The organism is Lentzea flaviverrucosa, from assembly GCF_003350445.1.
GTDB lineage: Bacteria > Actinomycetota > Actinomycetes > Mycobacteriales > Pseudonocardiaceae > Lentzea > Lentzea californiensis.
Map to the genome: position 1 here is coordinate 190,535 of NZ_QQAU01000005.1, position 15,477 is coordinate 206,011.

Annotated in this window: 18 protein-coding genes; 14 read left to right on the forward strand and 4 right to left on the reverse strand. The window is 68.6% G+C overall.

The genetic code is table 11. The features are described from left to right. Position 1: 1 nt before the first annotated feature. Positions 2-943 carry a threonine aldolase family protein gene (locus tag DFR72_RS17640; RefSeq protein WP_425459898.1) on the reverse strand — a complete coding sequence of 314 codons (942 nt, stop codon included), beginning with the start codon at positions 941-943 and terminating at the stop codon, positions 2-4. A 183-nt stretch (positions 944-1,126) separates the two neighbouring features. Here DFR72_RS17640 and DFR72_RS17645 point away from each other — a divergent pair, with 183 nt between their 5' ends. The 7 genes from DFR72_RS17645 to DFR72_RS17675 are packed head-to-tail and all read left to right on the forward strand — an operon-like array spanning position 1,127 to position 6,530. Further along, a complete protein-coding gene (locus DFR72_RS17645) occupies positions 1,127-1,645 on the forward strand; it encodes a SigE family RNA polymerase sigma factor (RefSeq protein WP_090066144.1) in 519 nt (172 codons plus the stop codon). A gap of 20 nt (positions 1,646-1,665) precedes the next feature. Further along, positions 1,666-2,340 (forward strand): hypothetical protein, encoded by a 675-nt coding sequence (locus DFR72_RS17650; protein WP_090066143.1) that lies wholly within the window; start codon positions 1,666-1,668, stop codon positions 2,338-2,340. Between the two features lie 27 nt (positions 2,341-2,367). After that, positions 2,368-2,949, forward strand: coding sequence for a TetR/AcrR family transcriptional regulator (locus DFR72_RS17655; RefSeq protein WP_090066142.1), 582 nt, complete (start codon positions 2,368-2,370; stop codon positions 2,947-2,949). A 57-nt stretch (positions 2,950-3,006) separates the two neighbouring features. After that, positions 3,007-3,540, forward strand: a complete 534-nt coding sequence (locus DFR72_RS17660) for a SigE family RNA polymerase sigma factor (RefSeq protein WP_090066141.1) — start codon at positions 3,007-3,009, stop codon at positions 3,538-3,540. Next, positions 3,537-4,295, forward strand: coding sequence for a hypothetical protein (locus DFR72_RS17665; RefSeq protein WP_090066140.1), 759 nt, complete (start codon positions 3,537-3,539; stop codon positions 4,293-4,295). The genes DFR72_RS17660 and DFR72_RS17665 overlap by 4 nt, the downstream gene beginning before the upstream one ends. Positions 4,296-4,320: 25 nt before the next feature. After that, positions 4,321-5,739 (forward strand): adenylosuccinate lyase, encoded by a 1,419-nt coding sequence (purB, locus tag DFR72_RS17670; RefSeq protein ID WP_030477789.1) that lies wholly within the window; start codon positions 4,321-4,323, stop codon positions 5,737-5,739. Positions 5,740-5,741: 2 nt separating this feature from the next. Next, positions 5,742-6,530 (forward strand): MOSC domain-containing protein, encoded by a 789-nt coding sequence (locus tag DFR72_RS17675; protein WP_090066341.1) that lies wholly within the window; start codon positions 5,742-5,744, stop codon positions 6,528-6,530. Here DFR72_RS17675 and DFR72_RS17680 read toward each other — a convergent pair. Then, positions 6,527-6,970, reverse strand: a complete 444-nt coding sequence (locus tag DFR72_RS17680; RefSeq protein WP_143086721.1) for a hypothetical protein — start codon at positions 6,968-6,970, stop codon at positions 6,527-6,529. The two genes, DFR72_RS17675 and DFR72_RS17680, sit on opposite strands and share 4 nt — an antisense overlap. 88 nt (positions 6,971-7,058) lie before the next feature. On the opposite strand from DFR72_RS17680, the gene DFR72_RS17685 reads away from it, so the two are divergent. Together DFR72_RS17685 and DFR72_RS17690 are read left to right on the forward strand one after the other, a co-directional pair. After that, positions 7,059-7,934, forward strand: a complete 876-nt coding sequence (locus DFR72_RS17685; RefSeq protein WP_090066138.1) for a phosphoribosylaminoimidazolesuccinocarboxamide synthase — start codon at positions 7,059-7,061, stop codon at positions 7,932-7,934. Between the two features lie 50 nt (positions 7,935-7,984). Then, positions 7,985-8,635: a polysaccharide deacetylase family protein gene (locus DFR72_RS17690; RefSeq protein ID WP_090066137.1), complete on the forward strand. Its 651-nt coding sequence runs from the start codon at positions 7,985-7,987 to the stop codon at positions 8,633-8,635. Here the strand turns inward: DFR72_RS17690 and DFR72_RS17695 are convergent. Further along, positions 8,598-9,221, reverse strand: a complete 624-nt coding sequence (locus tag DFR72_RS17695) for an MBL fold metallo-hydrolase (protein WP_090066340.1) — start codon at positions 9,219-9,221, stop codon at positions 8,598-8,600. The two genes, DFR72_RS17690 and DFR72_RS17695, sit on opposite strands and share 38 nt — an antisense overlap. Positions 9,222-9,486: 265 nt before the next feature. Here DFR72_RS17695 and DFR72_RS17700 point away from each other — a divergent pair, with 265 nt between their 5' ends. Next, the gene (locus DFR72_RS17700) at positions 9,487-10,413 is read left to right on the forward strand and encodes a trypsin-like serine peptidase (RefSeq protein ID WP_170176303.1); all 927 of its coding nucleotides are present in this window, start codon (positions 9,487-9,489) and stop codon (positions 10,411-10,413) included. Here DFR72_RS17700 and DFR72_RS17705 read toward each other — a convergent pair. Continuing rightward, complete coding sequence (locus DFR72_RS17705) at positions 10,397-11,377, reverse strand: NAD-dependent epimerase/dehydratase family protein (RefSeq protein WP_090066339.1); 981 nt, start codon at positions 11,375-11,377, stop codon at positions 10,397-10,399. The two genes, DFR72_RS17700 and DFR72_RS17705, sit on opposite strands and share 17 nt — an antisense overlap. Before the next feature lie 149 nt (positions 11,378-11,526). On the opposite strand from DFR72_RS17705, the gene DFR72_RS17710 reads away from it, so the two are divergent. From DFR72_RS17710 to purL, 4 genes are all read left to right on the forward strand, one after another. Continuing rightward, positions 11,527-12,072 (forward strand): hypothetical protein, encoded by a 546-nt coding sequence (locus DFR72_RS17710; RefSeq protein WP_090066135.1) that lies wholly within the window; start codon positions 11,527-11,529, stop codon positions 12,070-12,072. Positions 12,073-12,299: 227 nt separating this feature from the next. Continuing rightward, a complete protein-coding gene (gene purS, locus DFR72_RS17715) occupies positions 12,300-12,539 on the forward strand; it encodes a phosphoribosylformylglycinamidine synthase subunit PurS (protein ID WP_030477798.1) in 240 nt (79 codons plus the stop codon). Then, complete coding sequence (purQ, locus tag DFR72_RS17720; RefSeq protein WP_090066134.1) at positions 12,536-13,207, forward strand: phosphoribosylformylglycinamidine synthase subunit PurQ; 672 nt, start codon at positions 12,536-12,538, stop codon at positions 13,205-13,207. The genes purS and purQ overlap by 4 nt, the downstream gene beginning before the upstream one ends. Continuing rightward, positions 13,204-15,462: a phosphoribosylformylglycinamidine synthase subunit PurL gene (purL, locus tag DFR72_RS17725; RefSeq protein WP_090066133.1), complete on the forward strand. Its 2,259-nt coding sequence runs from the start codon at positions 13,204-13,206 to the stop codon at positions 15,460-15,462. Before purQ ends, purL begins: the two co-directional genes overlap by 4 nt. Positions 15,463-15,477: the final 15 nt, after the last annotated feature.

Consider the following 15,477-nt stretch of genomic DNA (forward strand, 5'->3'; position numbering starts at 1 on the left):
CTCAGATTTCCTCTCGCAGCCGGCGCAGCACCTCGGCGATGTCGGACGAGTCCACGTCGCCGTGCGTCACGAACCGGACCTTGCCCGACATGGGGCTGGCGAAGACCCCGACGTCGCGCAAGGACAACAGTGTCTTCTCCAGGTCGGGCACCGACGCCAGCACGATGTTCGTGGAGGGCTCCTCCACCTCCCAGCCCAGCGCCCTCAACCCGGAAGCCAATCCATTGGCATTGGAATGATCGGCCGCCAGGCGGTCGATCCGGTCGAGAGCCACTAGACCCGCGGCCGCGAGCACACCGCCCTGCCGCACTCCGCCGCCCAGCATCTTCCGGACGCGCCGGGCCTCCACGACGAACGACGCGGAGCCGGCCACGACCGATCCGACCGGCGCGCCCAGTCCCTTCGACAGGCACACCTGAACGGTGTCGACCCCGGCCGTCAGCGACGTCAGCGGCACCCCGAGAGCGACGGACGCGTTCCACAGCCGCGCGCCGTCGAGGTGCACGGCCAGCCCGATCGAGCGGGCGGCGGCGACCAGTGCGGCGTGCTCGCCGGCGGAGGTCACCGTGCCGCCCGAAGCGTTGTGCGTGTTCTCCAGGCACAACAGCGTGGTGCGCAGCCCGTAATAAGGGGACTCACCACCGCCGGCGGCGATCACGGCCTCTGGCGTCACGACCGGCAGCGCGTGCGGCATCCCGCCGGCCAGCCACGCGGCGGTGCCGAGCTCGGCGTCCAGCACGTGTGCGCCCAGCGGGGCCATGAACCGGTCACCGCGCTGCAGGTGCACGAACAGCGCGATGAGGTTGCCCATGGAGCCGGAGGGAACCCAGAGCGCTGCCTCGACACCGAGCAACCCGGCGACCCGTTCCTCCAGGGCGGCCATGGTCGGGTCGTGGTCCAGCACGTCGTCGCCGACCTCGGCCGCCGCCATGGCGCGGCGCATGGCCTCATCGGGCTGGGTGACGGTGTCCGAGCGCAGGTCAATGGGGGTCACAGCCTCGATCACATCACATCAGGTGAACGACCGAGGGGGTGATGTAGCTCTCGCCGGTGGTTCGTGCAACCGTTGGTGCCTCAGTTTCCGTCCAGTCAGTGCAACTCGAGGAACGAGCGGAGAGCAGTCCGCGTGGATCAGCGCGACGAGCAGGAGTTCGCGGAGTACTTCGTGGCTCGCCGTGAGGCTGTGCGCCGAACGGCATACCTGCTGTGCGGCGACTGGCACCGCGCTGACGACTTCGCGCAGACGGCCTTCGTGGCGGTGCACAGGAGGTGGCGGAAGATCCGGGACAAGCAAGCCCTCGACGCCTACGTCCGACGTACCGTCGTGCGTGCGGTGATCGACGAGTCACGCCGTCCGTGGCGGCGCGAGAAGTTCACCGACGAGATGCCGGAGCCGCCGACGACGGACAACGAGATCGGTGAAACCGTCGCGACGCGCGAAGCGTTGATGAAGGGTCTGCGCAGAGTTCCGCCCAGGCAACGGGCGGTGCTCGTGCTGAGGTTCCTCGAGGGCCTCGACGTCACGGCCACGGCCGAGGCGCTGAAGTGCTCGGAAGGAACTGTGAAGAGTCAGACCGCCCGAGGGCTCGCCGCACTGCGGGAAGCTCTGGGTGACGCCATCGACGACCTGCGACCGGCGTCGTGACCAGCGAGAGGAGGACGTAGATGGACGAGCAGAAGCTCGCGGACCTGTTCCGCGACGCGGCGCACGACGCACCACCGGCGTCCTTCGACGCGGGCGACGTGCGGCAGGCCTCGCGCCGAGCCACGCTGAAGCGGCGCAACTCGATCGCGGCCGGCACCACCCTGGTCGTCGTGCTCGGCTTCGGCGGGGTTTTCGCCGCCAACGGCTGGGTAGGCCAGGACACGAGCAATTCGAACAACGCGGGTTCTGGGCAGAAGCAGGACAACGCGGCAGAATCCCCGATGACTCCACTACAGGCGCAACCGCCCACGAACTTCGCCGGTGAAAGCAAGTCCACGCAGGGGGACGCGCAGACGCCGGGAAGCACCGGTCTCACGACCGGTGAAAGCGCAGTGCAGGGCTGTGCAGGTGTGGACCGAGAGCTCGCCGACGCCCTCGCCGTCGAGCTTTCGGTTCCACCGGACGTCGCGGTGCCGCCGTCGCTGAGCTGTTCACCCGACTCCCGCTCGGCCGCGTTCAAGATCGGCGAGCTGACCGTCACCGCGATCGTCACGCCGCAGTCGTTCGAGGCGCCCGCCGGTGCGGAGAAGCTGAAGACCGCCAAGGGGCAGGACCTCTACGTGTTCACCCAGGGCGACGGCGAGCTGAAAGAGCAGGCCAAGCGGTTCGCGGACGCACTGGCCCCCAAGTTCTGATCGTTCGCCCAGTACCCTGGCTCGACTATGACGGCAGCAACTCCCAAGGGTGAGCGCAGGCGGCAGGCGCTCGTGGAGGCCGCGTCCGGCCTGTTCGCGGAGGGCGGGTTCGACGCGGTCAGGCACCGCGCGGTCGCCGAACGCGCAGGTCTGCCGCTCGCGTCGACCACGTACTACTTCGACTCGCTGGACGAGCTGATCACCGCGGCCGTCGAGTTCCACGGCCGCAGCGAGCTCTCGAGCTTCCGGCACCGGCTCTCGTCGCTCCCGGAGCAGATGACCGACGACGTGCTCGTCGAGTTCATGCTCGACCTGCTCGTCGGCGAGGACGCGACCGACATCGAGGCCGTCCTGCTGCGCTACGAACGCCTCGTCGCGACCGGCCGCCGCCCCTACCTGCGGCCGTTGATGCGCGCGCTGTCCACCGAACTGCGCGGGCTGATCGCCGACGTGTTCGCCCGCTCAGGCCGTGACATCGACAGCGACCGGGTCGAGGAGCTGATCGCGCTGGTCGACGGTTCCGTGGTCAACTCGTTCATCGAGCTCAAGTCGGATCCGCGCGGGGTGGCGGCCAGGATGCTCCGTTCGGCTCTTTCGCGTCACGCGTGATGCAACCCCGCGTTCCTCCGATGCGTTCCCCTGGTTGAGGACGCGAGAGGGGAACGCATGCGCAAGGCCGACGAACAGGGCTTTCGCGAGTTCGCGGCAGCCAATGCCGCGTCTTTGCGACGTACTGCGTATCTCTTCTGTGGCGACTGGCACACAGCGGAAGACCTGATGCAGTCGAGCCTCATGAAGATGTACCTGGCGTGGAAGCGCATCAAGGACCTGGACAACCTGATCGCCTACGCCCGCAAGGTCCTGTTACGCACTTGGCTGGACGAGAAGCGCAGGCCGTGGCGCAGAGCCGAGCAGCGCGACGGGGAACTGCCCGACGCCGCGGACGCCACCGTGGACCCGGACACGACCAGCGCCAAGCTGTGGGCACGTGAGCTGGTGCACACCGCTCTGCTGCAGGTGCCGCCGCGTCAACGGGCGGCGCTCGTGCTGCGTTATTTCGAAGACCTTTCGGTGGCCGAAGTGGCAGTGGCCATGGGGTGCACCGAGGGAACGGTCAAGAGCCAGACGGCGCGTGGTCTCGCGACGCTGCGCACCATCGTGGAGAAGCTCGACAGCAGTTCGGGGAGGGTCGCGTCGTGAGTGAGCAGGAGATCCGCGAGGGAATGCTGCTGGCCGTCTGGGACGAGCCGCCGCTCGACTTCGACCCCGACACCCTGATCAAGCGGGTCGAGCAGAAAAAAAGTCGCCGGCGAGCGCTGGTCGCTGTGGGCGTGGCTACGGCGGTGATCGCCGTGGCGTCGTTCTCGCTGCCCGGCCTGCTGCCCCGCGACAGGGACACCCAGCTCGGCGCCGACACCAGGACGAACACGTCCGCGCCACCGAGCGAGTCCGCCGAGAAGAGGGCCCAGCGCATCGGCGACAAGCTCGTGGAGTCGCTCGGCGTCCGGATGACGAACTTCAAGGAGCTCTACGCGTCGTTCTCCCCCGGCCGGAACCCCGCCTACCCGCCGTACCAGACGAAGGCGCCGGAGTGGAAGCAGGACGAGACGGACTACGCGGGCTACCTGTACCTGACCGACGGCATCGGACCGACCGCGTTGCAGGTGAGGGTCTCCAAGAAGTCGTTCTCCAAGAACGGCTTCTGCGGCGGCGCGACGACGTGCCAGGAGGTCAAGCGGGAGGACGGGTCGGTCGTTCACACGGTCGAGCAGCTCTGGGACTCCCCCCAGGTCCAGCAGGCCGCTGTCGCGCGCGAGTTCGAGAGCGGGCTCGTCGTGGAGATCACCGCCTACGCGTACAACCCCTCGAACGGCAACGGGCAGCGCGAGACCGTCCCGGTGCGCGTGGGGGTGCTCACAGAGCTGCTCACGGAGCCCGGCATCAAATGGGAGTGAGTCCCGTGTGCACTAATCTGAGGGCGTGACGAAGCCCCGCATCGCCAACGTCCTCGCAGGTCGGTACGCCTCCACGTCGCTCGCGACGCTCTGGTCGGCCGAGCACAAGATCGTGCTGGAGCGCCAGCTGTGGCTCGCGGTCCTGCGGGCCCAGGCCGCCGCGGGCATCGACGTCCCGGCCACGGCGGTCGCGGACTACGAGCGCGTGCTGGAGCAGGTCGACCTGGAGTCGATCGCGGCGCGCGAGCGGGTCACCCGGCACGACGTGAAGGCGCGCATCGAGGAGTTCAACGCGCTCGCGGGCCACGAGCAGGTCCACAAGGGAATGACCTCGCGCGACCTGACCGAGAACGTCGAGCAGCTGCAGGTGCTGCGGTCGCTGGAGCTGATCCGCTCCAAGGTCGCCGCCGTCCTCGGCCGGCTCGCACGCCTCGCGGCCGAGCACTCCGACCTCGTCATGGCGGGCCGTTCGCACAACGTGGCCGCGCAGGCCACGACGCTGGGCAAGCGCTTCGCGACGGGCGCGGACGAGTTGCTGGTGGCGTTCAGCAGGCTCGACGAACTGATCGCGCGCTACCCGTTGCGCGGCATCAAGGGCCCGGTCGGCACGGCCCAGGACATGCTCGACCTGCTCGGCACCCCCGAGAAGCTGCAGGAGCTGGAGCAGACCGTCGCGGGCCACCTCGGCTTCGAGCGCGTCCTCACGAGCGTCGGCCAGGTCTACCCGCGCTCGCTGGACTTCGACGTCGTCTCGACGCTCGTGCAGCTCGCCGCGGCTCCGTCGTCGGTGGCGAAGACGATCAGGCTCATGGCGGGCCACGAGCTGGTCACCGAGGGCTTCAAGCCCGGCCAGGTCGGGTCCAGCGCCATGCCGCACAAGATGAACACCCGCTCGTGCGAGCGCGTGAACGGCTTCGCGGTGATCCTGCGCGGCTACCTGTCGATGGTCGGCGAGCTCGCGGGCGACCAGTGGAACGAGGGCGACGTGTCGTGCTCAGTGGTCCGCCGGGTTGCACTGCCGGACGCGTTCTTCGCGTTCGACGGGTTGCTGGAGACGTTCCTGACGGTGCTCGACGAGTTCGGCGCCTACCCGGCCGTCGTCGCCCGTGAGCTGGACCGCTACCTGCCGTTCCTCGGCACCACGAAGGTGCTGATGGCGGCCGTGCGCGCCGGTGTCGGCCGCGAGACCGCGCACGAGGCCATCAAGGAGAACGCGGTGGCCGTCGCGCTGGCGATGCGCGAGCAGGGCCTGGCGCAGAACGACCTGCTGGACCGGCTCGCCGCCGACTCCCGCCTGCCGCTCGACCGCGCCGCCCTGGACGCGCTGCTGGCCGACCGCCTGTCGTTCACCGGGGTGGCGTCGGCGCAGGTCGCGTCCATCGTGGAGCAGGTCGCCGCGGTCGTCGACAAGTACCCGGTCTACGAGCCGGAGCCGATCCTGTGATCGTGTCCGACCTGGTCGTCTACCCCGTCAAGGGATGCGGCGGGTACTCCGTCGCGTTCTCGGCCGTGGAGCCGACGGGGTTGCGCGACGACCGGATGATGATGCTGGTCGACGACGACGGCTTGTTCCTGTCGCAGCGCAAGGTCCCGGAGATGGCCGCGCTGCGTCCGTCCCTCGTGGACTCGGCGCTGTCGATCGGCGGCGAATCCTTCCCGGTCGTCGTCGACGGGCCGCGGGTTCCGGTGGTCGTGCACGTCTGGCACGGCACCGGGATCGACCAGGGTGACGCGGCCGCCGCGTACTTCTCCGATGCGCTCGGCAGGTCCGTGCGCCTCGTGCGGACGCCGCCGGACATCCACCGGGAGACGACGGGTGAGACCACCGGAGTCATCGGATATGCCGATGGCAACGCGTTGCTGGTGCTCTCGCTGTCCTCATTGGACGGGTTGAACGAACGCATCCTGGAGCGCGGCGGTGATCCCGTGCCGATGAACCGCTTCCGCCCCAACGTGGTGGTGTCCGGCTGGCCGGAGCCGCACACGGAGGACCGGGTGCGGCGGGCGGCGATCGGTGACGTGGAACTGGCCTACGCCAAGGACTGCGTGCGTTGTGCGGTACCGATGGTCGACCAGGAGACCGGCGTGAAGAACGGCCCCGAGCCGATCCGTTCGCTCGCGACCTACCGCCGTGACCCCGACGGCGGCGTCACGTTCGGGATGAAGGCGCAGGTCGTGCGCACCGGCGTGATCAACGTGGGGGACGAGCTCGACGTGCTGGAGTGGCGGGACTAGGCCTTCTGCCAGCGCAGCCTGTCGCCGCGCTGAGGATCCTTGCGGCACACCAGCTTCTCGCCGATCAGACCGATGCCGTTCGCGCCTTCGGGATCGCATCGCGCGCCCTCGTTGACCAGGAGTCCCTGCTGCGGGGGCTCGGTGGTCGTCGGCTGCTGTGCGGCGGGCGGAGGCTGCTGGACCGGTGGCGGCTTCGGTTGCGTCGTCCTCGTCGTGGTGGTCGTGGTCGTCGCGTCGGAGGACGACCCCTTCACCGTGATGTCGGCGACGTCCGGAGTCGGCACGATGGTCACCGACTGGGGCGTGCTCGCGTTGAGCGAACCTCCTGAGGCAGGAGACGAAATGGGGCTGGAGTCGAAGCTCCACCCGGCCACGCCCAGCACGATGAGCAGTCCCAAGCTTGCCAAAGCCGGGATCCACAGGGCCTTTCTAGGGAGCACGGGTGCACCTTAAGCTTCTTTTCCCTTGATCTGTAGTGGTGGCGGGGTGTACGTCGGTTTCAGGACAAGACCACGTAGGCTCACCGGCGTGCCTACGCTCGCTGACTACCAGCACGTCGCCCGCGGCAAGGTTCGCGATCTGTACGACGTGGACGACGAGCTGCTGCTGTTCGTCGCGTCCGACCGCATCTCGGCGTACGACCACATCCTGAGCTCGGAGATCCCCGACAAGGGGCGCGTGCTCACCGCGATGAGCGTGTTCTGGTTCGAGCGGCTCACCCCGAACCACCTGGTCGCGTTCGACGACCCGCGCATCCCCGCCGAGGTCCGCGGCCGCGCGTTGCTGGTGCGCAAGCTGCAGATGGTCGACGTCGAGTGCGTGGCGCGCGGGTACCTGACGGGCTCCGGCATGGCCGACTACACGGCGACCGGTGCGGTGTGCGGTATCGAGCTGCCGGCCGGGCTGGTCGAGGCGTCCGAACTGGAGCCGCCGATCTTCACGCCCGCGTCGAAGGCCGAGATCGGTGCGCACGACGAGAACGTGTCGTTCGACGTCATCGCCGAGAAGCACGGTGTCGAGCTGGCGTCGAAGCTGCGCGACCGCACGATCGAGCTGTACAGCGAGGCGCGCGCGTACGCGTTGACGCGTGGCCTGATCCTGGCGGACACGAAGTTCGAGTTCGGGCTGGACGCCTCGGGCGAGCTGATCCTCGCGGACGAGGTGTTCACGCCGGACTCCTCGCGCTACTGGCCGGCCGAGGGCTACGAGCCCGGCCGCGTGCAGCCGTCGTTCGACAAGCAGTTCGTGCGCGACTGGCTGACGTCCTCCGCGTCCGGCTGGGACCGGAAGTCGGACGTTCCGCCGCCTGCGCTGCCCGCCGAGGTCATCGACGCGACCCGTCAGCGGTACGTCGAGGCGTACGAACGGCTCACCGGCCGGTCCTTCGCTGACTGGCTTGCGTGAGTTAGCTCCGCTTTCACGCGGATGTCACCACGGCGTGGCGCACTCATACCGTGCACTCACAGCTCGTGGTCTCCCTGTCCGGCATCGGTCCGCAGACACTCGACCGATGCGCTGGTCTCGCCGCGGCCCTTGATCCGCGGCAGGTGCCGTTGTCGCTGCTCGTAGCACCTCGCGAGCTCGGCAGGGCACAGGAATGGGTGCGGCACCGCACCTCGCTCGGCGACGCCGTCGTGCTGCACGGCCTCGGCCAACGGCGGCTACCTGCCTATGAAGCCGGGTTGTTGTTGATGGGCGCGCGTCTGCAGATGGACGCCATCGGGCTCAGCGCCGACACGTTCGCGCCACGGCGTTGCGTGGCGTCGCCCGGCACGCTCATCGCGCTGGCCAAGCACCGGTTCCACCGCTGCGCCGACGCGCACGCCGTGCGCGAGGTCGGCAGCGGACTGGCGACCCTCGGCCGCCTGCACGCGTTGACCGAACGCACCAGCTTCGGTGAGCTGCGGTCGTTGGCGCTGGTCTACGCGGCGGCCAGGTCCGCGCGCCGCGGCGGGCTGACCCGGATCACCGTCGACGCCCGTGACCTGCACCGTCCTGGTGCGCGACAGGCCGTGCTCGACGCCGTGGACATCGCACTCGCCCACGACGCCGCGCCGACCACGTACGTCAGACTGCCGTCTCCTCGCCTGGCGTCAGCGGCCTGACCTCGGTGCCCTCCGGCTTGAGCATCTCGAAGAGCCGGTGGGCCATCTGCGGGCTCGCGAGCGTCTTCTCGTGGATCGGCACGGCGACACGCGGCTTCACGGCACGCATGAAGTCGACGGCCTCGCCGGTGCGCATCCACGGCGCGCCCGCGGGCAGGCCGAGCACGTCGACGTCCTCGTCCGGCACGAACAGCGAGTCGCCGGGGTGGTAGAACGCGCCGTCGCCGACCACGTAGCCGGCGTTCGGCACGATCGGGATGTCCTCGTGGATCACCGCGTGCTGCCCGCCGACGACCCGGACGGTCGTGTCGCCGATCTTGAACGTGTCACCCGGCCGGGCGACGGTCGCGTTCTCGACGCTGGGCGCCGTGCCCTCGTCGACGACGAGCTGCGCCCGCGGGTTGGCCTTGAGCAGCGCGGGCAGCCTCTCGGCGTCGACGTGGTCGAAGTGCTGGTGCGTGACCAGCACCGCGTCCAGGTCCTCCAGGCCCTCGAACCCCGCGGAGAACGTGCCGGGATCGATCAGGATTCGCGTCGACCCCGTGTCCAGCAGCACGCAGGCATGACCGAAATGGACAAGTTGCACGGAATCCTCCATTAACCGACGTTCGGCGGGCTGACACGGTCAGGTGACGTCGGAAGTATCAAATGGCATGAGGAAAACCCTGCAACTCCTCACGGCACTGGCGCTTGCCCTGCCGATGACGTCCATCGTCCCTGCTACCACCACCTCTACACCTGCCGAGGCTTCGTCGCCGCAGACGCAGCAGATCGGAACTGAGGAATCGGTCTCAGTCCGCGTGGGTGGCGCGAATCGTTCGACGGTCATCGAACGACCGGGGTCCGGGTACGTGAAGCTGCATTTCACGGACCTGCGGATCCTGCCCGGTGACGTGCTCACGGTGTCGAGCCCTGACGGCACCGAGAAGTACACGTACACGAGAGACCTGAAGGCCTCGCTGACCGCCACGCCCGACGCGTCGGGCTTCTGGGCCATGTCGATCACGGGCGACAGGGCCGTCGTGTCGGTGACGAACCCGCTGTCGCGCGTCCGGGTCGACAAGCTCACGCGTGGCTACACCGAGGCCGAGATGTCCTCGCAGCCGTCCGTGCAGAGCATCTGCGGCACGAACGACTACAAGGACGCGGTCTGCTACCAGTCCAGCAACCCGACCGAGTGGGGCAAGACCGCGTCCGTGGCGAAGCTGCTGCGCAACGGCAGTTCGCTGTGCACGGCGTGGCGGGTCGGCCCCAACAACCGCATGCTCACCAACGAACACTGCTTCACCAGCACCAGTGGCATCGAGGTGTGGTTCAACTACCAGTGCCCGACCTGCGGCGGCTCCGCTACCGCCACCGTCACGAAGGTGCTGGCGGCCCAGGTCCTGAAGTACAGCGCGGCTCTGGACTACACCCTCTTCACCGTGAACAACTTCGCGGCCATCAGCTCGTTCGGTTACCTCGAACTGGACGCGCGCGTTCCGGCCGTGGGTGAGGAGATGTACATCGTCGGCCACCCGGCCGGGAAGCTGAAGAAGTTGTCGTTGCGCGACAACAACAACGGCGGCGGCTACTGCGTCGTGCGCGCGGTGCGCGTGAACGGCAGCTCGTCGCAGTCCGACATCAGCTACATGTGCGACACCGAAGGCGGCTCGTCCGGCTCACCGGTGCTGTCGAGGCGCACGCACAAGGTGATCGGGCTCCACCACTTCGGCGGCTGCCCGAACCAGGGCGTGCGCATCGACCTGGTCGCCGCGCAGATCAACTCACTGCTGTGAGGATTTCCTGCTCTTCCTGCTGAGTGAGTCCGGCCTTGCGGGGCCGGTCCAGCCCGAGGCCGCGCTCGTACTCCAGCGAGTCGAGCGCGGTCTCGGCCAGCGGCCTGACCCGCAGCCCGTTCGCCAGCGCGTTGCCGACGTCGCGGCCGACCATCTTGGCCCACTCCTGCGGCAGCCACAGCGGCAGCGACCGGGGCCCGGCCCACGGGTTGACCCCGAGCTCCTTGAGCACGCTCTCCTTCACCGGCACGAGCTGCGTTCCCGGCTGCGCGGTCGCGCCGGCGATCTCACCGATGGCCATCTGGAACGGCATGACCGGCCCGGTCGAGTCGTACGTGCCGGTGACCCGCTCCTCAGCCGCGAACACGATCCACTGCGCCAGGTCCCGCGCGTCGATGTGCTGGAACCCCAGGTCAGGGCTGTCCGGCACGACCACCCGTCCGCCCTGAGCCATCCGCGCGGGCCAGTACCCGAACCTGTCGCTGGGGTCGTCGGGCCCGGTGATGAGCCCGGCCCTGACGATGAACTCCCGGCTCGCCACGGCCTCGCGCACCGCGATCTCGCTGGCCACCTTGACGCTGCCGTACCGCTCGGCCGTGAACTCCTCGGCCGGGTCGTCCTCCAGCGGCGGCAACAGCTCGTCACTGCCCGTCGAGTGGTCCGCGTAGACGGAGATGCTGGACACGAAGGTCCAGTGCGGCGTCGTAGACCCGAACGCCTCCAGCGCGTCCCGAACCCAGTTCACCGAGTACTTCGACACGTCGATCACCGAGTCGAACCGCTCGCCGGCCAGCGCGTCGAACGCACCGGGTTTGTTCCTGTCGACCGGGATCAGACGCGCGCCGTCCGGCACACCACCCGAGGCGCCGCGGGCCGCGCACACCACTTCGTGGCCCCGCCGGACCGCCTCTGCCGTGATGGCCTTGCTGAGGAACACGGTTCCGCCGAGCACGAGGATCTTCATGATCTCCAGCATCCGTCCGATCGGGCCGCGGTGCCACCGGTCTCGCTTTCGGCGAAATAGCTTGTTGGAATAGGTCCAATACCTGATCGTTCGGACCCGATCAGTTGGAGTTGGTGAACTGATGTTCGGGTTCTGCCGATGGACGTTCCGTGAGTCTGCATGCCTTCGTCGACGAGTCGCGACGAAACAACACGTACCTGCTGGCTGCTGTTCTCGTGGACCCCGGCGACTTGGCGCGTACGCGGAAAGCGCTGCGCCGGTTGCTGTTCCCCGGTCAGCGAAAGCTTCACTTCAAGAAGGAGAAGACCGATCGACGCAAGCTGATCGTGTCCAGGCTGGTGTCGATCGGTGCCACCGTTCACATCTACACCGGCAACTGCTCTGCCGGGGAGGAGATCGCGCGCCAGGAGTGCCTCATCGCGCTCATCGACGATCTCGTCGACCTGGACACGAGGAGGCTGGTGCTCGACAGCCGAGAGGAGCGCAATCTCCACGACGCGCAGACGATCCGCACGACGCTGGGCAAGCGGCCAAGCCACTCGAAGATCACCTACGAGCACCTCGAGAGTTGGCACGACGAGTTGCTCTGGATCCCTGACGTGGTGGCCTGGTGTCACGGTGCGGGAGGTGACTGGGCGCGGCGGGTGCGTTCGCTCGTCGCGAAGGAGACTGTCGTGGACAATTGGTCCAGATAGCGCAAAGCACGGCGGCCGACCGTCCGGACGGGCACCGTGCTCACTTCCTCGGCCTACGGGGCCTCGGCGAACTCAACTGTACCAAACCCACTCGCCGAGGCAAGCTCGTTCACCCGAAGGTGGACCGCCGCCGATGTGCCCCCGAACACGTGTCGGGAGGATGAACACACAGGTCAGATAGGCTCTCGAGGTACCGCCAGCCCCTCCAAACCCAGGAGCAGTCTGTCGTGGCCCGAGTCGTCGTCGACGTCATGCCGAAGCCCGAAATTCTCGACCCCCAAGGCCAGGCGGTGGCGAACGCGCTGCCCCGTCTCGGCTTCGACGGCGTCACCGCCGTCCGTCAGGGCAAGCACTTCGAGCTGGAGGTCGCCGACGACGTCGACGACGCCACGCTCGCCAAGATCGCCGAGACCTTCCTCGCCAACCCCGTGATCGAGGACTGGACCGTGCGCAGGGTCGAGGCATGAGGGTCGGTGTCATCACCTTCCCCGGCACCCTCGACGACGTCGACGCGCAGCGGGCCGTCAGATATGCGGACGGCGAGGCTGTGCCGTTGTGGCACGGGGATCACGACCTCAAGGGCGTTGACGCGGTCATCGTGCCCGGCGGGTTCTCGTACGGCGACTATCTGCGGTGCGGTGCCATCGCGCGGTTCGCGCCCGTCATGCAGGAAGTGATCGAGGCCGCGGACAAGGGGATGCCGGTTCTCGGGATCTGCAACGGTTTCCAGATCCTCGCCGAGGCGCATCTGCTGCCCGGCGCGCTCACCCGCAACCACAAGCTGCACTTCGTGTGCCGCGACCAGTGGCTCGCAGTCGAGAACAACACCACGGCCTGGACCACCCGCTACGACAAGGGCGCCGAGATCCTCGTGCCGTTGAAGTCGGGCGAGGGCGGCTACCAGGCCGATGAAGACACTCTCAAAGAGTTGGAAGACAACGGCAGGGTCGTCTTCCGGTACGTCGGCGACAACCCCAACGGCAGCCGCAACAACATCGCGGGCATCACGAACGCCAGGGGCAACGTCGTCGGCCTCATGCCGCACCCCGAGCACGCCATCGACGCGCTCACCGGCCCCACGGACGACGGACTGGGCATGTTCCTGTCCCTGCTCGACACGGTGGTGAAGGCATGATCGACACCGTCAAGAACGCCGAGGCGACGCCCGACCAGGAGCAGCCCTACCGGGAACTGGGCCTCAAGGACGACGAGTACGCGCGCATCAAGGAGATCCTGAAGCGCCGCCCGACCGACGCCGAGCTGGCCATGTACTCGGTCATGTGGAGCGAGCACTGCTCCTACAAGTCGTCCAAGGTGCACCTGAAGTACTTCGGCGACACCACGACCGACGAGATGCGCAGCAAGATGCTCGCGGGCATCGGCGAGAACGCCGGCGTCGTCGACGTCGGTGACGGCTGGGCCGTCACGTTCAAGGTCGAGAGCCACAACCACCCGTCGTACGTCGAGCCCTACCAGGGTGCCGCGACGGGTGTCGGCGGCATCGTGCGCGACATCCTCGCGATGGGCGCGCGGCCGCTCGCCGTCATGGACCCGCTGCGGTTCGGCAGGCCCGACGCCGAGGACACGAAGCGCGTCCTGCCCGGCATCGTCGCGGGCGTCGGCGGCTACGGGAACTGCCTAGGCCTGCCGAACATCGGCGGCGAGGTCGTGTTCGACGAGTCCTACCAGGGCAACCCGCTGGTCAACGCCCTGTGCGTGGGTGCGATGCGGGTCGAGGACCTGCATCTCGCGCACGCGAGCGGTACCGGCAACAAGGTCATCCTCTACGGCGCGCGCACCGGCCTCGACGGCATCGGTGGCGTTTCGGTGCTCGCCAGTGAGACGTTCGACGACACCGCCGGCAAGCGCAAGAAGCTGCCGAGTGTGCAGGTCGGCGACCCGTTCACGGAGAAGGTGCTGATCGAGTGCTCGCTCGAGCTCTTCGAGAAGGGCATCGTCGCCGGCATCCAGGACCTGGGCGGTGCGGGCCTGTCCTGCGCGACGTCCGAGCTGGCGTCCGCGGGCGACGGCGGCATGCACGTCCGGCTCGACCGGGTGCCGTTGCGCGCCACCGGCATGACACCGGCCGAGATCCTCTCCAGCGAGTCCCAGGAACGCATGTGCGCGGTGGTCGAGCCGGCCAACGTCGAGGCGTTCCTGGAGGTCTGCGCGAAGTGGGACGTCATCGCCACCGAGATCGGTGAGGTGACGGAAGGCGACCGCCTGGTCATCACCTACCACGACGAGGTCGTCGTGGACGTGCCTCCGCGCACGGTCGCGCACGAGGGCCCGGTCTACCACCGGCCGATCGAGCGACCCGCCGACCAGGACGAACTGCAGGCCAACACGCCGGACAGCCTCCCGAGGCCGGCGAAGGACGAGCTGCTCGCGTTGGTCAAGACCATGGCGGCCAGCCCCAACCTGGCCTCCAAGAAGTGGGTCACACAGCAGTACGACCGCTACGTCCGCGGCGGCACCGTCCTCGCGCAGCCGAGCGACAGCGGCATGATCCGGATCGACGAGGAGACGGGCCGCGGCGTGGCCCTCTCCACGGACTGCAACGGCCGCTACACGAAGCTCGACCCGTACGAGGGCGCGAAGCTGGCGCTGGCCGAGGCCTACCGCAACGTCGCGGCCACGGGTGCCACCCCGGTCGCCGTCACCAACTGCCTCAACTTCGGCTCGCCGGAGGACCCGGCGGTCATGTGGCAGTTCGAGCAGGCCGTGAAGGGTCTCGCGGACGGCTGCGCCGAACTCGGCATCCCGGTGACCGGCGGCAACGTCAGCTTCTACAACCAGACCGGCTCCACGGCGATCCTGCCGACGCCGGTCGTGGGCGTGCTGGGCGTCATCGACGACGTGCGGCGCCGAATCCCGACCGGGATCGGCGCCGAGGCCGGCGAGACGCTGCTGCTGCTCGGCGAGACGCACGACGAGTTCGGCGGGTCGGAGTGGGCGCACCACGTCCACGGCCACCTGGGCGGACTGCCCCCGAAGGCCGACCTCGAGCGGGAGAAGCTGCTCGGCGAGATCCTCGTCGCGGGCTCGCGCGACGGCATGATCTCCGCCGCGCACGACCTCTCCGAGGGCGGCCTGGCGCAGGCCCTGGTCGAGACGTGCCTGATCGGCGAGGTGGGCGCACGGGTCTTCCCCGAGGGCGACCTGTTCACCGCGCTGTTCAGCGAGTCCGCCGGTCGCGTGCTGGTCGCCGTGCCGCGCACCGAGGAGCAGCGCTTCGTCGACATGTGCACCGCGCGCCGCCTGCCGTGGCGCAAGGTCGGCGTCGTCGACCCGGAGTCGAACGCCCTGGAGGTCCAGGGCCTCGGCGAACTGCCTCTGGACGAGCTCCGTGAAGCCTGGGAGGGAACCCTCCCGGCGCTGTTCGACTGAGCACGAAGGGCCCCG